Here is an 18,386-nt window from a genome sequence, read left to right as displayed (position 1 = left end):
TATAAAACACTCGGGAATTCCCGTAGACAATCACAGCGGAAGGCAGATTTCTGTTCTGGTATCGGAAACGAGGCGGAAACTCGCTGATGGTGCGGTGAAACCACAAAGCAGACGACGCGGTTCTCGGTAGCCGAACACTGCTCTCACGATACAGACGTCGGTGATTTTCCTCCTCTCGCGCCCTTCTTGCCAGCAGCACTATGAAACTGGAAATCAAACACAGCTGGCAATTCTTATGACAGTGGCAAAAGCCATACGTTCCGCTGTCGCGTTAACTACATCAGTATTTTACCAGTTCGTAGCCGCTCGAGCCGAACACATCCGTCCATTCGACACCAACGCCGCGGAAGGAACTGGGGCAATGCTTGCGAATAGGGAGCCAGTTTGGGCGTGGGCCAGGTGCATAGTCTGACCATTGGAAGTCCGTGTTTTCATCGTAAGTTCCGACAACCATATCCAATCGGACTTCGCACGGGCCTTCTCGTTCTCGGACCCGGTAGCTGTAATGGCGCACGTGCCAAACACGGATCGATCGGACGACATCGAAGTCGGAAGAGGACAAATTCAGGCCCGCCAGCATGGGTTCTGGAAGAACTGGGGGATCTAACTCATCGGTTGTCGACGAGGTTCCTCCCGTTCCGAGCGGCATCCATTCTGTGGCGTTGGCGACACTCAACGCTGCCCGGAATTCCGCAGAATAAGATACGTCCATGACTTGAGGTGCAGTCTCGTTATTCACGGGAAATTCCGGAAGCGGATTGGCACTTGATGACTTTATGGCTTCGAGACGCTGTAGGGGCGACATACTGGTAGATCCCGAAGCGGTGCCCATTGGGCACCGCCAGAGTTGAAGCGGCGGTTCAATCGGATGGGGCGTGATACGCCGGATGAGCTCGGCCCGAGCAGCATTACAATCCAGTGAACTCGGCCAGCCCCCGGCAAGGCAGAGGAAAATGGCGCAGTCGATCGGGTAGGCACTGGCCTGTGACGCCGGCAGAGTGGCGAGTGCGAGTGCAAGGGCTTTAACGCGGTTTCGAATTCCAGATCTGAGGTGTTTCATGGTGGTGTTTCCTTCTTGCGAATCCAATTAGCAATTTTCCGCCAATATACGTTATTCAATCTAATATGGCATATCGGTATGTTTTACTATATTGACGTAGATTGTGTTTTAGTCCACAACTTTTGGATGTAGAAGGCGGCCCATAGGGGGTCGTCATGGCGGACAATAAAAGACAGTACACTGTGGTAACCATCGAGATGGTTCGGGGCCTGAAAGAGGATCAGGTTCCTTTTACCTGCCGCTATGAATTTATCGGACTCGCATCCCTTGGACGGCCAAAGTACCACTGCATATACAGCTCTCCGACCTATGTTGGAGCCTTGTGCAAGTCGAAGATCTCTCGCACGGGGGCAGAACCCAGAGAGTTTGATCTTTGGCCGGGCCTTTTCAAGCATCACCAGGAGTTTGGGGACGGGCGCATTCTCTGCGTCAAATCAGATTACACGATCGAGTCGATCACTCCGGAGGGTCTGGAAGCAGCACAGGCTCTGGACGCGAAATCCGAAACCTAACCGGTCACGCTCGAACACGCGGGTAATCTATTTGTGGGGGCAGGGGGCATGACGCGGCTCCTGTTTCTCGTAGCAACGCTCGCCTCGTTGTTTGTGATCTGGCTTGCTCAGGCACCAAAAACAAAGGTTATAAAAGCCTCTGATGTGCTCGTTCTTGACGGGGATACAATTGATCACGGCGATGACAGATATCGTCTTGTGGGTTTTGATACGCCTGAAACCAACAAACTGCAGTGCGCCGCAGAAAAAGCGTTGGGTTTGAAAGCCAAGATCCGGCTCACGGAACTCATAAAAACGGCCGGGTTCATCGACCTTGAAATTGAAGAGGATGTCGACCGGCATGGCCGCTTCCTGGCGGTCGGCCGTGTGGATGGGTGGGATGTTGGGACCACTCTGATTTCAGAGGGTCTCGCTCGCGAATATTGGGGCGGCAAACGCCAGTCCTGGTGCCAGTAAACTGAAAGACTGGAAACTACAATGCAGCAGGAGGAAGCGAACTAAATCGAGCAGTTAACGGCCCTGTCGGTTGCGCCAACAACTGACAGGGCCAGAGACGCCCCAAAGCTATCCGGGGCAATTCTCGCGCATCAAGAGAAAACCGTAACGATGAAGAAAACAGCAAACCCCGATGCTGTTCCTAAAAAGGACAGCACAACGGCGGAGTCAATCACAATGACTTCGACCGAGAGACCTCAGCTCTGGCTGGTTTTTGAACCATTCGTGGATCTAATAGCCTGCAGGCTGTCAGGCGCCTGCAAGCGCCGCAGTCGCGTTCCGTGTAATCCGTTTTATGGTAAATATCTTGACCTAAACCCCGATAACGGTATCTCGCCGTCGTACGGCAACCTCCGAGATGACCTCTCTTCGATGCATGTGGTGCTACACCGAAGAGAGAATGTGGCTAGGTTCGGTTTGAGCCGCACCTACCACATTTCCGTAAATTGCAATCCACCAGATGCTACGCACCACAAGCTACTCAACCCAACCTATTCAATCCAAATTAAAACCCTTATCGATCACGGATTGGTCAACACGCCTCAGAGCAGTCTGGGGGCTGCAGAATGACCCTGTTTCTGAACGGCACTCCGTTGGTAGTCGACAGCGAAGCGGGTCAACACGCTCTGACGGTGGCGCACAATGCCGGCACACGAGTTCAATGCGGGTGCCGTTCGCCTTCCCCAGAGATGTATATCGCGGCGACCGCTGGCAGGTTCATCGTCAAACGGATGCCCGGGACCGGGCCAGATCACGCAATTGACTGCCCGTCCTTCCTGCCGCCCGAGGAACTATCCGGGCTGGCACAGGTCCAGGCGTCGGCCATCACCGAAGATCCTGATGACGGCACCACCACGCTCAAACTAGGATTTCCGCTGCGCAAGAACAGCACGGGCCGAACTGCACCCGAACAGACTGGTGCAAAGCCAACCGAGGCCAAGGCCGCACCGCGCAAGCTTACGATCACAAGCGTTTTGCATTTCCTCTGGCATGAGGCGGATCTGGGCAAATGGTATCCGAGAATGGAAGGAAAGCGGTTTTGGGGTGTGAACCACCACGCTCTGCGCAGGGCCGCGGCGGCGAAGATCGTCAAAGGTCAGGAGCTGGCCCGCATCCTCTATGTCCCGGAATACTTCAAGCCTGAGAACAAAGGTGAGATTGCAGCCAGACGAAACCAACTCTTCGCCAACCTGCGGCCAGCTGGACGCGGTGCAACTCCTTTCGGTCTGGTGGTCGCGGAACACAAATGGAAGGAACCCACGGCGCACGGGGCGCGGTTCATCTTCAAACATGCCCCGGATTGCGCGTTCTTTGCTAATGCGGAGCTTGCGCAGAAGTTTGAGAACGTGTTCGGGGATCAGCTGCGCCTCGTTGAAGCCATGGGGTCTGGTCATGCCATCGTGATCGCCAGCTTTTCTATCGCCAAGGCGGGTTATCCGGTTCTGCATGAGATTGGCATGATGCTGGTCACGGATAACTGGATTCCGTTTGAAGGCTTGCGCGAACTGGAAGTGCTGAATGCGCTGACCGAACAGTCCCGCGCCTTCCAGAAACAGATGCGGTTCAACCTTCCGGCTGATGCACCAATCGCATCCGCTGTTCTGCTGGACACGCCAGATCCTGTTGCCGTGTTCGTTGCTGATAATCCCGACGACGCCGGTGCGCTGGCACTGCTCACCACCGCCTCGGAAGAAGGGCACTACCCGAGCTGGTGCTGGTTTGACGATGGGCCGATGCGCCCGTTTCCGGATCGTGGTGCGTCCCCCTCCAGCTGCCACTCACGACTCCCGGAGGGGGACGCGGACGAAACCTGGGACAACCCAATTCCAAGCGGAGCAATCGAAAGGTTCCCCGATGAGGATTGAAAAGCTTCAAAACAAAGGCCGCGTCGACAACTTGTGTGGACCGGGATGGGTTCCCTCCCCGCCGACAGGACGAACACGCGGCGGAGAGAGATGCCGATCGATCCGGGTTTGGGATGGGATTAGATCGGCAGACCTCCCCTATTTCAATCCACTCCAAGTCTCAAAAGGACAATCAGCAGACATTAGAAACTTGTTCAAACCGTTGCTGATTGGCCTCCCTTTGATCGCAGCGCTCGCATCGTCTGCCCACGCGCAGAACGACGAGTCAGCAATTTGTGCGAGCCGTGATGGCCCGCTGTTGAGTGGAGGGCGCTTGCTCTGCGCGACCGCCCCCACCCGCACCTGTCTGGAACCGGCATTCCGGGCAGGTGCAATGGTATGCCTCAAATATGAGGACCGAGGCAATACGGAACAGGTTGCCTCGAAGAACGCAAGTTCGCGCCCCAATGGCGAATGGGCAGCAGAGGCAGAACGCGCTGCCAAACGCCACGGTGTTCCGGTGCCGCTCTTTCATGCGCTGGTCCATCAGGAAAGCCGCTGGAACGCCAATGCTGTTAGCCCAAAAGGCGCGCTGGGACTTGCGCAGCTGATGCCGCCCACCGCCGCCGCGCTTGGTGTCAATCCGCATGACCCGGTGCAAAACCTCGATGGCGGCGCGCGGTGATCACGGCGGAGAGATTCTCAAATTCGTTGGCGATGGGTTGCTTGCGATCTTTCCATTTGATGGTCAACGAAGGCTACCCGAAGACATGTGCGAAGCAGCCCTGTCCGCGGCCCGCGAAGCGTTTCAGAGGAATGAAGAACTTGATCCATCAGGTCGTGCTGAATTTGGCGTTGGGTTGCACACTGGCGCGGCTGTCTACGGCAATGTTGGCACTGAAAAGCGCTTGGATTTTACGGTAACTGGCACATCAGTCGCGATTGTCAGCAGGTTAGAGGGCCTGACGCGAAAACTGGAGGCGCGGCTTTTAGCAACGGGTGATTTTGTGAACTTGGTATCTGAAGAGCCGCTAAAACTGGGGGCGCATTCTTTGCGCGGTTTTGATGAAGACTTAGAGGTCTTTTCTTACGAAATTTTCACTTAACGCTCAATTGCATTAGGCGATTGGCAATCATTCGTTTAGGCGCGGGTACTGGAATGAAACCGGTCTGCTCTGGGCTCACTGCCGACGTCGGGGGCGGTGCAGCATCTCCGCCTGCAGCCCGGAATCATCCTTCGCGGACGGCCCAGTCCTGCCATTGCCGATGTAGTCAATCTCTGCGCTGCAGCTTCACCAGACCGGACATTCGCTGCCACCGCATGATCGAGAGGGTCTGGAACTCACAATTTGCGGACTAAGCTGCCTTTGATGTTTGCGGCATAAGCGGCTGCAGTTTGCGCTTCGCTAAAGCATTACTTCAGTGACGGTTCTAGACTGGCTCAAACCATGGATAACTTGCGTCAGGCACTACGAGTTCGATATCGTCCTCAATGTCCGAGTACAGTTCAACTGTCCACTCACGTGTGTGCCCCATCGCGGCGCACCAAGCTGCGACTATCGCGTCTCCCGCATGATCTGCGCCGTCCTTTACAACGGCTTTGTCATAAACATCGCAGATTCCCGCCTTGGAATTCGATTTAAGAAGAAGTTTGGGGTGGCTTTCGTAGACCGGTAAACCAATCCGCCTAGCGACAATTGCGCCATTTAGTGTCATCGCGCTGTAGAGGGAGTTCTGCGCTACAATCGAGTTGCCGCCATATTTGCTTCGGAGTGCGTCGTCGCAAGCGCGCCCGCCCTTGGGGGACCATGCAAGAAGGGTATCTATGCCAAGCGCCTGCGCGCTGCTTGTATACCTTGTCAGCCATGACAAAGCTTCGGAGGCATCAAGGACTATTTCCGTTTGCAATACCTCAATCTCAGCTGCTTCCACACGAATTGCAGCCACACCGTTCTTAGCTTTTCCGCCGGGATCGTAACCAAGAAATAATGCCAAGTTCCCACCCTTTCGTTTCAAGCATCAATACGGCCATTCGGCAAACTTCGCATCAGCGAAGAAACGATACAATGTCTGGATGGCTGCCTTTGGCAAGGGCGCAACACGGCGCGCGGTTCTAAATCCTATGCTCGTTGATAAACGGCTTCTTACCGATCAAAGTCGGCTTTGTGCAAATTCACTTCCATTTGCGCAAGTTGCTGCATTCGACACTTTGGGGCTCGGTGCTGACGTTCGCGTGATTATCACGAGCGACCGCTATGCGGACTAAAGCAGTCGCTACATTTATGGTCGGTCAAAGGTTTTATGGGCTTAAGCTGTACCGTCGGAAATTAATCGGCTTTGGGCTACAACGCGCTCAAAGCGGGCCTTCACGTCAGAGACATCAATTGCATAGGTCCGCTGTCCACCATTAGTTTGGGGCTTCATTTCGTTGTCGTAATATCTATCTGAGTAAACCGACGAAACGGGTTTTAAAGTTGCTTGGTGGTGCTGACCCCCGGCACCGCCTATTGTTCATAATCAGAAACAGAATTTAACGGCAGGAGGGTCGAGTGCATAGCATCTCTGATCGAAGTATGTTCGCCACCAAAGTGGCTGAAGAAGCAGGCGCGTTGGCTATAAGTTATTTTGGCAATAGAGACACTCTGGTGGTGGATGCAAAGGGTGCTCAGGATTGGGTCAGCGAAGCCGACCGGAATGTCGAGACGTATGTTCGCGAAAAAATAACCGAGGCCTATCCCGATGACGGAATCTTCGGAGAGGAGCACGCTGCGAAATCAGGGTCCAGCGGGTTTGACTGGGTAATAGACCCGATTGACGGCACCACGAACTTCGTAAACGGCATTCCGGCGTGGACGATCGTCCTGGCGGTTGTTTCAGAGGGACAAACACAAATCGGTGTCATTCACGAGCCGAACGTGGCTGAGACCTATGTCGCCATGCGGGGGGCGGGAGCAACGCTCAACGGGCAGCCAATGCAGGTCGCATCAGGCGTCGATATGGCAAGCGGAACCGTCTCGGTCGGATATTCGAACCGCATCGAAGCGGCAAAGGTGATACCAATCATTTCAGCTATCATCGAACGCGGGGCCATGTATCATCGCAATGCAAGCGGCGCGCTGTCGCTTGCCTATGTCGCGGCAGGCCGGCTGTTGGGATACGTCGAAGAGCATATGAACGCGTGGGACTGTCTTGCCGGTCAGCTGTTGATCACAGAGGCGGGTGGTGTCGTCGAAGAACAGGACGCCAATGAAATGATCCGCGATGGTGGCCGCGTCATTGCCGGTACGCCAAAGATCTTTGATGATCTCAAAGCAATTTGCGAGAAGGCATGGCACGTCTGATTTGCGTCAGGCGATAGCCCGCCAGCCGGGGTTGCAGCACAGCGTGTCCAAATCAGCGCTCCAGAAATGCCCCTGCCCAGGCTGGTCGTGCTGGCGATCAATCCGCACTCCGGAGAGATGACACCACAGCAGCGTCCCAACCGCGCCGTGGGTTACGATGGCAAGATCACCACCATCGTGCGCGTCCATGATTGACGTGACTGCCCCGACAATCCGGGCCTGAGCATCTGTCGCGGTTTCCCAGCCGCGAAAGCTCACGTCGGGTGCCGCGAAGAATGCATCGGCGGCGGCTTCGAACTGGTGCGGTGGCAAGAAACCGGTGGCACTGCGGTCATTTTCGCCCAGCGCCGGGTTTACCTTCACCTCAAGGCCGTGCGGCTTGGCCAGGATCGCAGCTGTCTGTTCTGCCTTGCGTTCGGTGCTGGACCAGATGGCGCTTACCGAGGCCATGATCGGCGCATTTGCAAATGCTTCGGCCCGGGTGCGGCCCACCTCACTCAGTTCCCAGTTGGTGATTGCGATCTCTGGGTTCACGACCACTTCCGGGTGCGAAATGATAACGAGTTTCGGCAATGTCAGCCCTTCGGCAGCAAAACCGGTCCCCGGTCTGCAAAGGCCATTTTGACGTCAGCGCCCGGTTGTAACGGGTCATCCACGTCGTCCTGCACGGCAAACACCTGTCCGAATGCGCCGGTCAGCGTGTATTCCATGCGCACGCCGACATAGGTAGCCTTGGAGACTTTTGCCGTGATGCCGGTTTCGTATCCGATCAGGATGCGGGACGGACGCACCGCCAGCGTTGCCGGACCCACGGGCAAATCGCGAGAGGGCAAGCTGTGGCGGTGTCCTTCGATGTCGATTGTGGCCTGGTCGCCATCGACTTCGACGATTTTGCACTCGATCAGGTTCGCTTCACCGATGAAGTCAGCCACGAAGCGGTCGATTGGTGAGTCATAGAGTCGCCGTGGTGTGCCGATCTGGGCGATGGCGGCGTTACGCATGACGACGATCTCGTCGGACACGGCAAGCGCTTCTTCCTGATCGTGGGTTACATAGACAACCGTCAGTCCGAGGTCCCGCTGAATCGAGCGAATGTCTTCGCGCACCTGTCGGCGCAGTTTGGCATCGAGGTTCGACAGGGGTTCGTCAAAGAGCAGCACCTGCGGTTCCAGCACCAGCGCGCGGGCGACTGCGACACGTTGTTGCTGGCCTCCTGACAGCTCGCTAGGCAAACGTTTGTCGAAGCCTTTGAGGCCCACCAGTTCCAACCCTTTGAGCGCGCGCGATCTGGCCTCGCTCTTATCAAAGCCGGAGAATGTTAAACCGTACATCACGTTTTCCAGCACGCTCATATGTGGGAACAGGGCGTAAGACTGAAACACCATAGACACATCGCGATCGGTCGCGGGCAGCTTGGTCACGTCGCGATCGCCAATCACGATCCTGCCCGAGCTGGCCATCTCCAGACCGGCAATCATGCGCAGCGTCGTTGTTTTGCCGCAGCCCGATGGCCCCAGCAACGTCACCAGTTTACCTGCTTCCACATGCAGGTCGATGTTGTCGACGGCCACGACATCTTTGCCAAATACTTTTGACACTCCTTCGAACCGAACCGGCGCGGCTTTACTGGCAATGTTGGTATCCGTCATGTCGTTCTTTCCGCTCCGATCTGGGTGCGCCGTCCGATCTTCACGCGGCCCACGAGGAATTGCAAAAGCCCTACAGATGCAAGCATCACGAAGATCAGCGTGGTGGAATAGGCGATGGCAAGGCCGTAATCATTGTTCTCGACGCGCCCGATGATGTAGCTGGTCGCCATGTCGTATTCGGCCGATACCAGAAAAATGACTGCCGAGATCGCGGTCATCGCGCGGACAAAACTGTAGACGAGTGCCGCTAGGATGGCGGGCTTGAGCAGGGGCAGGATCACGCGTCGGAACGTCTGCCACGAGTTTGCACCCAGCGTCAGCGAGGATTCATCAAGCGACCTGTCCAGTTGCGACATGGATGCAATGCCCGCACGCACGCCGACGGGCATGTTGCGGAAAATGAAGCTGATCACGAGGATCACACCAGTGCCTGTGATTTCGATCGGGGGAACGTTGAAAGCCAGGATGTAGCTGACCCCGATGACGGTACCGGGAATGGCGAAGGACAGCATCGTTCCGAATTCGAAGGCGTTCTTTCCGGCGAAATTTTGGCGCGTGAGCAAGTAGGCGGTTACCAGTCCTACAGCTGCCGTCAGCGGAGCCGCTATGGCCGCAATGCTGATGGTGGTCCAGAAACTGTCCCATGCGGCACCCGTCCAGCGGATACCTTCCTCTTCAAAGCGCACTGAGAAGGCGGTGACATAGTGTTTGAAGGTGAGCGTGTTGTTGACGCCCCAAAGCTCAACGACGCTGCCGTAAATGATCATGCCGTACACAACCGCTGTAAACAGCGCCCAGATGGTCGCGATGGCCAGCACGGGTATTGCCAGCCCATTGGGCATCAGCGGATGCACCCCGGCGTCCCCCTTGCCGGAAACGGTGGTGTAGCTTTTCCTACCGAGCCAGGCGCGCTGCGCGTAAAAAGCAGACAGCGTGAAGAAGAGCAGTACCATGGCCAGAACGGCGGCCCGACCCTGATCATATTGCGCGCCGACGATGGCAAAGAAAATCTCGGTCGACAGAACGTCAAAATTACCGCCTAGAACAAGCGGGTTGCCGAAGTCGGCCATGCTTTCGATGAAGCCGAGCAGAAAGGCATTCGCCAGACCGGGTCTCATCAGGGGCAGCGACACCGTTCGGAAGGTTTGCCACCTATTGGCGCGCAGCGTTTGGGCGGCTTCCTCCATCGACGGCGACACGCCTTCGACAACACCGATCAGCACCAGAAATGCGATGGGGGTGAAGGCCAGCGTCTGGGCGATCAGGACACCCGGCATTCCATAGAGCCATCGCGACGGTTGCACGCCAAAAAGATCAGCGAAAAAGACTGTGACCGACCCGGATAAACCGAAGAGTAGGATCAAGGCCAGCCCGATTACGAAGGGGGGCGTGATGATTGGCAAAACCGTCAGCGCGCGCATCCCACGCTTGAACCGAAACCCTGACCTGGTGACCACAAGTGCAAAACATAGTCCCAGAACCGTAGTGATCAGGCCGACGAGAATGGCTAAAAAGAGGGAGTTCCACGCGGCGCCGCATTTCGCACCCCAAAAACACCCCAATCCCCAGAGACGATCATCAAAGAACTTCGAGGCAAAAACAGATACCGAATAGGCGCCGTCTTCGGTCACAAAAGCCGAAAACAGCATGTTGGCAATTGGAAAGAACACGAAGGCGGTGACAATTGAAATGACACCGCCGATGGCGCTGACGACAAACACATCGCCGTTGACTGCACCGCGCGCCGCGATGCCCTGCGTGAGCAGGAACAGGAAGGCCGACGCACAGAGCATCGCGCCATAACCCATGCCGAACTGTCGGATTTTTGGCGCGCCAAACAGGGCCTTGAGCCAGTCGAAGTTGAAGCCGCGAATGCCGATCCCGAAGCCTTGCGCAATCAGCCAGCCAAAGCCCAGTGCACCCGCAAGTATCAGGATCTTAGCGTAGATCGGATCAGATTTAGGTTTCCCAAGCACCAGAATTGGCAATGCCAGCGGTATCAGCAAGGGTGCAAGCCAGAGCTTTTCACCCTGCCCGATCAGAAATAGAGCGGGCGCAAAATCTTCGTCAAACGGATAGCCGTTAAAGAGCCATTCAAATGACCAAAGGCCATCCTCAACCATGTACCATGGCAGCAGGACGTAGCCGACCCACCCGACAATGATCCAGAAGATCAATACCGGGTGGGTCCTGGTTTTCGAAGTGTCAGTCACTTACTGCGGCAGCACCGAAACGTCTTCGTCCCACTTTTGCAGCAGACGCTTACGCTCATCAGAGGAGCCGTACTTTTTGAAGTCGTAGTCAATCAGCTTGATCTGGCTCATATCCGGGGCGCTTTCAGATGTTTGCGCACCCTTGTTGGACGGAACCTGGAAGGCATTGACTTCAAGTGCAAGGTTCTGCGCTTCGGCGCTCAGCGCCCAGTCGTAGAACTTCTTGGCTTCTTCTTCGTTGCGAGCGCCTTCAATGATCGACATCGAACCGATCTCGTAACCGGTGCCTTCGCAAGGAGCGACAACCTTTACAGGGAAGCCCGACACCGCCTGCTTGACAGCGTCATGCATGAAGACGATGCCGATCGTGTTCTCGCCACGACCCGCGGCCTTGATGGGTGCCGAACCGGATTTGGTGTACTGGTTGATGTTGGAGTGGAGGCCTTTCATGAACTCAAAGCCCTCGTCCTCGCCAAAGATCTGCACCATCGACGCCAGCGTCGTGTAGGCAGTTCCGGATGAATTCGGGTTCGCCATCTGAACGTGCCCTTTATACTCAGGCTTGAGCAGGTCCTTCCAGCAGGCGGGTTCAGGCAGGTTGTTGGCCGCCAGGAGGTCAGAGTTGTAGCCATAGCCCAACGCACCCGAATAGATACCGATGGTCTTGTTGCCAGCACTTTCGGCCTGTGAAATTGCCCAGTCATGCAACTGGTCACGCATGGGCGAGACATATTCCATAGTTAAACCTTCTTCGGCCGCTTGAAGGTGCGGGTCACCCGTGCCGCCCCACCAGACATCTCCTTTTGGGTTTGAGCTTTCCGCACGGATTTGCGCAAAAGTCTCACCAGAGGATTTGCGAGTCATATTCACGTCAATGCCGGTGGCGTCCTCGAAACTGCGCGCCATCAGCTGGCACCAGTCTTCCTGCGCCGAACAGTAGAATGTCAGCTTGTCGGCTTGCGCAGCACCCATGGAAGCGGCGAATGCGATCAGTGAGCCAGCAAGTGTGTTTGTCAATTTTTTCAAAGTCTTTCCTCCCATAACTATCCAGCTTCCAGCTTTGAGCCGGGAACTGTCATGTCACCTGTGAGGGCGGCCACGCTTAATTGTGGCATCTTCTTATTTCACCGGTCTCGGTACGGCTTTTCCTCTTTGTGACTATGTAAGTCTGACCACTCTAACACTTGTTTCGCAAGGATTTTTGCAGAGCGACAAAATCAGTGCGATCCAAACAGAGCACCATTGCAAGCATTATTCAAAGGAAGATCGCAAGCTCACCCATAGCCTTCGAATGCGCGGAGCTTGATACTTGCGCCAATTGGCGAATGTGTTCTGGGCAATCAGATGGTCTAGCGGTCATACAGATTATGCCGCGAATGTTGAAAGCTAGCTTCCTATTTTGACCCCACTTGTGATGTGTGGGTTCACGCAGTGAGCGCGTTCTCATCGCCCTACTTGACCGAGGAAACTTACCCTGCGAACGACAACAATGGGCTCAAACCAGACATTGCCAACGAGAAAGCCCACCCGGTTCAAGGGGTGGTCTCTGGCTAGATTTACTCCTATCCCTGCGCCACCACCAAAGGCGGCTCCTTCGGAAACGACCTAATGTCGAACTATTTGAAACACGTGCCATCGGCGTTGCGCTTGTGGCCCATGAGCAAGTGCGTGCCTGTCGTTCTGTGCCGGATCAGCGCCGCTCTGAACGCCCTTAGGTCAATCAACCACAATCTATCAATCACCTGCCCGTCAGGCCCCGCATGAACGTAGAACATCCAGTCTCCGTGGCCATTCACAATCTTGGATAAGCTCGTCTGTCCGCGGTGTTACTTTCCCGGTGAAATCAAGCTGACATTCCCAAGTGGGGAAATAGAGCGGGCCAAGTCCATAAAGGCGCACAACATGACCCGGCGGTGAACCCTTACCGGCAGGATGGGGGCAAGGCTCTTTAGACCGGCTCATAGTTTGCCGTCAATTAAGGGCGCACAACCGCATTACTTATGATGGATGGTATGAGGGGCTGGCACAAGTGAGGGGGTATAACTGGCCAGCCCCTGTGTGTGTTGCAACGGATTGGGTCAAGTGATCCGTTGATAAAACACTACCCTCTGATTCATGTTTCCGAAATTGGGGTTTTCCCGTAATAAGTGTAGATTTTATCCCTCATTCAAGCAGGGAACATGTGCGTGCTCTCGGACTTAACGGCACAAAACCTTGTTGCAGACACAATTCCAACAATCTGTGTCCATACCAAACAAGTGCGGCGCGCCCCGAGGGGGTTAACGATTTCCAAGAGGGGGTATGAGTTTGGCGCGTCGCACCTGTCTCGCCACTATTTCGAGGGGCAGTCCGGCTGTAAATCCCCTGTATTAACAGCAGAGGCATTTGTGCTATCCGAGGCGCGTCAACATCCTGGGTTGGACCTCGATGCGGCAAACGTGAAGATGGGAAACCCGAAGTGAGACACAAACCAGCGACCCCAGAAACGGCGACCGCTAACGCCTACTTGCTGAGTAGCAAGAGCACGAACCAGGACGTAGCAATGTGGGCCGCGTGCGAACTGATGGCGATGCACGACAGTCGTGCTGATACGCTGCAGGAGCATGCCGACCGTTGGGCCGGTAGACTCAAACCTTTAGGTTCAAAAAACTTGCAAGATTGAGCGTTTGAAAAGCAGGGGCAGGCTATGGAAATTGGCGACAGGTTGGTAGCCACCTTCCCAGACAATACTACGAGTGAAGTTGGAACGATTGTTGAAGGTCCAGTCGTGCAAAATGGAATGGCCGCGTTCAGAGTTCGCCATGCCGCCTTTGACAATTGGCTTCCTGCTGCTTGGCTGAAGCCGTTTCTTCAGGCCGCCAATGACCAGTAGGAATGTCGGCTATGCGGGACAAAGCTGACCCTGAGAGAACCCCATGTTGCGCCGAAACTCCTGCGGACCCAGAGCGTTGAGTGGCGGCAATTTGATCAAGCTGGCAATCTTATGTGTCTTGCCTTCAAATACCTCAAAAGTCCTTCTCTAAAACAACCTTGAATACGCATTCATCGCCCACTAGGCTCGAATCAGTTGCCATTCATAAGGGAGGATGAAATGCGAAAAAGGACTCTGTTGAAGGCAGGTGTCGCGGTGGCCAGCCTATTTCTGGCACCGCTCACGGTCTCGGCCCAGAACGCACCTTACAACCTGCTTGACGGGAAACCATTTGAAGGCACCAAGCTCAACATTCTGAGTGTTGTTACGCCTCAGTTTGACGGCCTTATGCTTCGCGACGGCGAATTCACCGAGCTCACAGGTATCGAGACCGAGTGGACGTTCATTCCGTTTGGGAGCCTTCAGGAGAAGATCAACGCTGAAGGTATCGCGGCAAACGGAACTTTTGATGTTGTTAACTATCTCGACAGCTGGGGCCCGCCAAATGCGCATTGGCTGATGGCGATCGACGATCTGATGGAACGCGACGGCATCTCGATGGATCGCTACCCGGCAGCCTTCGCCCGTTCAGCGCAGTTCGAAGGCGAGACGCTGGGCTTCCCGCTGCGCGCTCACCCGCAACTTATGTTCTATCGCAAGGACCTCATCCCCGAGCCGCCCACAAGCTGGGAAGAGCTGATCGAGATAGGCAAAGAGTTGAAGGAGACCAACCCGGATATCGCGCCGCTCGCGCTCTACTACAACAATGACGGCAACCGGCAGAACTTGTTCATCTGGATCAACTTCCTTTGGGCAGCGGGTGCAGACATTTTCAATGATGACTGGACGCCAGCATGGACGTCCGAAGAAGCACTGCAGGCGACCGAAGATTACATCGCGCTGCACACCGTACATGGAGTGACCAACCCGAACAGCCTGGCATTTGTTGAGCAGGATGCGCGTCAGTCGTTCATGCAGGGCAATTCGGCGATGATCCCTGTGTGGTGGTGGGCTTATTCGGGCTTCTACAACCCGGACTCATCTACGTTGACCAAGGATCAGGTCGCATTTGCGGGTATGCCGTCCTACAAAGGGACGACGAAAACTTATGCTATTTCTATGCCGTTCTCGATCTCGGAATATTCCGAGAACAAGGACGCTGCATGGGAATTCCTGAAGTGGTTGTCGAACCCGGAGATGGACAAGGCGAACGCCACCGAACGTGAGGTTGCAGGCAAGCCGATTGTCAACAACGTGGTCACCCACATCTCGTCCCTGCAGGACCCGGATGTAAATGCGGCCAACGACGGCATTCAGGCGGCCGCCTGGGACTCACTGAAAGAGTCCGACATCATGCCGCAGATCCCGGAATGGCCCGAGGTTGGCGACATCCTGTCGGCTGCAATCGCCGAAGCGGCGGCGGGTGGCAACACGCGCCAGCTGATGCTGGATGCCGCTGCGCAAGCCGAGCGGGTTCTCCGCCGCGCCGGTCGGATCCAATAGAACGTGCGGCCCACCCTTTGGGGCGGGCCATTGCAGTCCGGAGACCGAGGTACCGGTCTGCGCTGTCGGGGACCACTCATGCGCGATCAAACGCTGAAATACTTACTCGTGATGCCAGCGGTGCTGGTGGTCTTCGCGACAGCGATCTGGCCGCTGATCGAAAGCCTTCGCTTGTCCTTCACGGTTGGTCGTCTGAACCGGCCTGGATCGCTGGAGCAATATCTCGGCTGGGAGAACTACACCTGGGCGTTTCTCTACGAACCGGCATTCTGGAATTCTGTGCAGGTCACGGCGATCTACACGGTTTTGACCGTTGCGCTCACCACACTTCTGGCCTTGGGTTTGGCCTTGTTGCTCGCGCCGGGCGGCAAACTGCGGTCTGGCGTTCAGACCCTTCTGATTCTGCCTTTTGCTATGTCGCCGGCTCTGATCGGTGTGAGCTTCCGATTTATGTTCAATCCTGAGTTCGGCCTTTTTGACGCCTTTTTCGGTGTGATGATCCCTCCTCTTGCAGATGTGAGTTGGCTGGCGGACCCAGTCCTCGCCTTTGCAGTCTGTGTGATGGCAGACGTCTGGGGCTGGATCCCATTCCTGACGCTCGTCCTGATCGGCGGATTGGCAAGTGTGCCGCAAGATACGATTGAGGCCGCGCAGGTAGACGGTGCCAGCGGCTGGCGCGTGTTTCGTGACATCACGCTCCCGCAACTCGCGCCAGTTCTTGCCGTCGTCATCATTCTGAAGTCGATCTTTAGCCTCAAAACGTTCGACCAAATCTTCATGCTCACTAACGGTGGGCCGGGCACAGCGACACAGACGCTCAGCCACTACATCTACTTCAACGGCATGAAATACGGGCAGATCGGCTACGCCGCGTCCGTGGCCTGGCTCATGGTCATCCCGATGATTTTCCTCACCTACGCGTATGCAAAGTACGTGTTCAAAAAGAGGTAAACGTCAATGACCGGACGACAGAGAAAACAACTAATCGGCGCGGTGCAGATAACGCTGATCCTTATTGCAACTTTCATCATGTTGGTGCCGATTGCGTGGATCTTCCTCGCGGCTTTCAAGACCCATGTAGATGTCTATCAGCTGAAGCTCTTCTTCACGCCAACGCTTGAGAACTTCGGATTGGTCTTCGATGCGCCGTATCACCTTGGCGAAAAGCTCTTCAATTCGACGATTGTCGCATTCGTGACAGTACTCTTTGCGATCCCGATCGCGACCATGGCGGCCTATTCCTTCAGCCGATTCCGGCTTCGCGGCGAGACGGCCATGCTTGTAACGATCCTTGCCACTCAGTTCGTTCCTGCCGTCGTGATCATCCTACCGTTCTTTGTGATGTTCCGCGACATCGGCCTCCTAGACACGCGGGTGGGTCTGATCCTTGTAAACCTCGCTATCGTTATGCCGTTTGCGATCTGGATGATCAAAGGATTCATAGATGGCATCCCAATGGACACGGAAGAAGCCGCCATGGTTGACGGTTCTTCACGTGTTCAGGTGATCCGAAACATCGTTTTGCCAATGGCCGCGCCGGGTCTCCTGACGGCAGGCATCTTCTGCTTCATCATCGCGTGGAACGAGTTCCTCTTCGCGCTGATCTTGACAAACAAGGACGCCGTGACGCTTCCAATCGGGCTGGCGCTTTTCAAGGCTGAAGAGGGAGACCTCTGGAACCTGCTTAGCGCGGCGGGGATCATCATCATGCTGCCGATGTTCATCCTCGCGCTGCTGATCCGGAAGTATTTCGTGCAAGGCATGACAATGGGGGCGGTGCGCTAAGAATGGCCGAAGTGATTCTCAAGAACCTGACCAAGCGCTGGGGCGATTTCGTCGGTGTCGATAATCAGTCGCTGGAGATTGCGGACAAGGAATTTCTGGTTCTGCTTGGTCCTTCCGGCTGCGGAAAGACCACGACGATGCGGATGATTGCGGGGCTTGAAGAGCCGACAACTGGCGAAATCTGGATCGGCGACCGCATTGTAAATGACGATCTGCCCAAGGACCGCGACGTGGCGATGGTTTTCCAGAACTACGGCCTCTACCCGCATATGACAATCTACGACAACATCGCCTACCCCCTCAAAGTGCGCGGGGTGCCAAAGCCCGAGATTGATCCGCGCGTGCGACAGGCGGCTGAACAGGTTGAGCTGTCCGAATTCCTCGACCGCAAGCCCAAGGCTTTGAGCGGCGGCCAACGGCAGCGTGTGGCGCTTGCACGCGCCATTGTGCGCACACCCAAGGTGTTCCTTATGGACGAGCCGCTCTCAAACCTCGACGCTAAGTTGCGCGTGACAATGCGCGCTGAACTTAAGCACCTGAGCCGGGAGCTAAAGGTCACAACCGTCTATGTGACTCACGATCAGATCGAAGCCATGACGCTCGCCGATCGCGTGGCCGTCATGAAGAACGGTGTCATCCAGCAGCTTGGGACACCGGATGAGATCTACAATGATCCGGCCAACCTTTTCGTCGCGGGCTTCATTGGCTCGCCTGCGATGAACCTCATCAATGGCTCGGTCAAAGATGGGCAGTTTGTCACGACGGGCGGTACGCGGTTGATCGCTGTGAATGCCGAAGATCGCGACAGCGTCGTTCTCGGCGTCCGAGCAGACGACATGAGTGTATTGCCTGACGGCGATGGCGACATCGACGTTCGCATCTACGCCTTCGAAAACACAGGTGAAGCTACGCTTCTTACCGTACAGTGGGGTAAACAGCGGGTGATCGCCAAGGGGGACCGCCACCTTCGCAAAGAACAGGACGACATGGTCAGCATCTCGCTAAACCCCGCCCATCTATATCTCTTCGACCCGGTAACGGGGAACCGGATCCGGGCAAGCTAACATGGCTCA

The 18,386-nt window shown here is 55.7% G+C and carries 17 protein-coding genes; 11 read left to right on the top strand and 6 right to left on the bottom strand.

All coding sequences use genetic code 11. From position 1 onward, the window contains the following. Window positions 1–280 precede the first annotated feature (280 nt). Window positions 281–1,060 (bottom strand): hypothetical protein, encoded by a 780-nt coding sequence (locus ACR0K1_RS23160; RefSeq protein WP_480852002.1) that lies wholly within the window; start codon window positions 1,058–1,060, stop codon window positions 281–283. Between the two features lie 155 nt (window positions 1,061–1,215). On the opposite strand from ACR0K1_RS23160, the gene ACR0K1_RS23155 reads away from it, so the two are divergent. The 5 genes from ACR0K1_RS23155 (at window position 1,216) to ACR0K1_RS23135 (ending at window position 5,017) form a co-directional block, all read left to right on the top strand. Further along, complete coding sequence (locus tag ACR0K1_RS23155) at window positions 1,216–1,572, top strand: hypothetical protein (protein ID WP_480852001.1); 357 nt, start codon at window positions 1,216–1,218, stop codon at window positions 1,570–1,572. 48 nt (window positions 1,573–1,620) lie between these two features. Beyond that, window positions 1,621–2,028: a thermonuclease family protein gene (locus tag ACR0K1_RS23150; RefSeq protein WP_480852000.1), complete on the top strand. Its 408-nt coding sequence runs from the start codon at window positions 1,621–1,623 to the stop codon at window positions 2,026–2,028. 605 nt (window positions 2,029–2,633) lie between these two features. Continuing rightward, entirely contained in the window at window positions 2,634–3,932 is a 1,299-nt protein-coding gene (locus ACR0K1_RS23145) for a DUF1173 family protein (protein WP_480851999.1), read from the top strand. 373 nt (window positions 3,933–4,305) lie between these two features. Beyond that, entirely contained in the window at window positions 4,306–4,596 is a 291-nt protein-coding gene (locus ACR0K1_RS23140; RefSeq protein ID WP_480851998.1) for a transglycosylase SLT domain-containing protein, read from the top strand. Then, window positions 4,580–5,017 (top strand): adenylate/guanylate cyclase domain-containing protein, encoded by a 438-nt coding sequence (locus ACR0K1_RS23135; RefSeq protein ID WP_480851997.1) that lies wholly within the window; start codon window positions 4,580–4,582, stop codon window positions 5,015–5,017. Before ACR0K1_RS23140 ends, ACR0K1_RS23135 begins: the two co-directional genes overlap by 17 nt. A gap of 325 nt (window positions 5,018–5,342) precedes the next feature. Here ACR0K1_RS23135 and ACR0K1_RS23130 read toward each other — a convergent pair whose 3' ends face one another. Continuing rightward, window positions 5,343–5,906 (bottom strand): DUF429 domain-containing protein, encoded by a 564-nt coding sequence (locus ACR0K1_RS23130; RefSeq protein WP_480851996.1) that lies wholly within the window; start codon window positions 5,904–5,906, stop codon window positions 5,343–5,345. A 554-nt stretch (window positions 5,907–6,460) separates the two neighbouring features. Here ACR0K1_RS23130 and ACR0K1_RS23125 point away from each other — a divergent pair. Continuing rightward, the gene (locus ACR0K1_RS23125; protein WP_480851995.1) at window positions 6,461–7,252 is read left to right on the top strand and encodes an inositol monophosphatase family protein; all 792 of its coding nucleotides are present in this window, start codon (window positions 6,461–6,463) and stop codon (window positions 7,250–7,252) included. 6 nt (window positions 7,253–7,258) lie between these two features. Here ACR0K1_RS23125 and ACR0K1_RS23120 read toward each other — a convergent pair whose 3' ends face one another. The 4 genes from ACR0K1_RS23120 to ACR0K1_RS23105 are packed head-to-tail and all read right to left on the bottom strand — an operon-like array spanning window position 7,259 to window position 12,155. Further along, window positions 7,259–7,825 (bottom strand): histidine phosphatase family protein, encoded by a 567-nt coding sequence (locus ACR0K1_RS23120; protein ID WP_170660750.1) that lies wholly within the window; start codon window positions 7,823–7,825, stop codon window positions 7,259–7,261. 2 nt (window positions 7,826–7,827) lie between these two features. Further along, window positions 7,828–8,901 carry an ABC transporter ATP-binding protein gene (locus ACR0K1_RS23115; protein WP_480616958.1) on the bottom strand — a complete coding sequence of 358 codons (1,074 nt, stop codon included), beginning with the start codon at window positions 8,899–8,901 and terminating at the stop codon, window positions 7,828–7,830. After that, window positions 8,898–11,114 (bottom strand): ABC transporter permease, encoded by a 2,217-nt coding sequence (locus ACR0K1_RS23110; RefSeq protein ID WP_480851994.1) that lies wholly within the window; start codon window positions 11,112–11,114, stop codon window positions 8,898–8,900. Before ACR0K1_RS23110 ends, ACR0K1_RS23115 begins: the two co-directional genes overlap by 4 nt. Beyond that, window positions 11,115–12,155 (bottom strand): ABC transporter substrate-binding protein, encoded by a 1,041-nt coding sequence (locus ACR0K1_RS23105; RefSeq protein WP_480851993.1) that lies wholly within the window; start codon window positions 12,153–12,155, stop codon window positions 11,115–11,117. Window positions 12,156–13,800: 1,645 nt separating this feature from the next. On the opposite strand from ACR0K1_RS23105, the gene ACR0K1_RS23100 reads away from it, so the two are divergent. From ACR0K1_RS23100 to ACR0K1_RS23080, 5 genes are all read left to right on the top strand, one after another. Then, the gene (locus tag ACR0K1_RS23100) at window positions 13,801–13,986 is read left to right on the top strand and encodes a hypothetical protein (RefSeq protein ID WP_480851992.1); all 186 of its coding nucleotides are present in this window, start codon (window positions 13,801–13,803) and stop codon (window positions 13,984–13,986) included. Window positions 13,987–14,205: 219 nt separating this feature from the next. After that, the gene (locus ACR0K1_RS23095) at window positions 14,206–15,528 is read left to right on the top strand and encodes an ABC transporter substrate-binding protein (protein ID WP_480616962.1); all 1,323 of its coding nucleotides are present in this window, start codon (window positions 14,206–14,208) and stop codon (window positions 15,526–15,528) included. Between the two features lie 78 nt (window positions 15,529–15,606). Next, window positions 15,607–16,479 (top strand): carbohydrate ABC transporter permease, encoded by an 873-nt coding sequence (locus ACR0K1_RS23090; protein WP_480616963.1) that lies wholly within the window; start codon window positions 15,607–15,609, stop codon window positions 16,477–16,479. 6 nt (window positions 16,480–16,485) lie between these two features. Further along, complete coding sequence (locus ACR0K1_RS23085; protein WP_480616964.1) at window positions 16,486–17,313, top strand: carbohydrate ABC transporter permease; 828 nt, start codon at window positions 16,486–16,488, stop codon at window positions 17,311–17,313. 2 nt (window positions 17,314–17,315) lie between these two features. Beyond that, window positions 17,316–18,377, top strand: coding sequence for an ABC transporter ATP-binding protein (locus tag ACR0K1_RS23080; RefSeq protein WP_480616965.1), 1,062 nt, complete (start codon window positions 17,316–17,318; stop codon window positions 18,375–18,377). Window positions 18,378–18,386: the final 9 nt, after the last annotated feature.

Source organism: Ruegeria sp. F5 (assembly GCF_056533845.1).
This window is presented reverse-complemented; position numbering and strand designations above follow the sequence as displayed.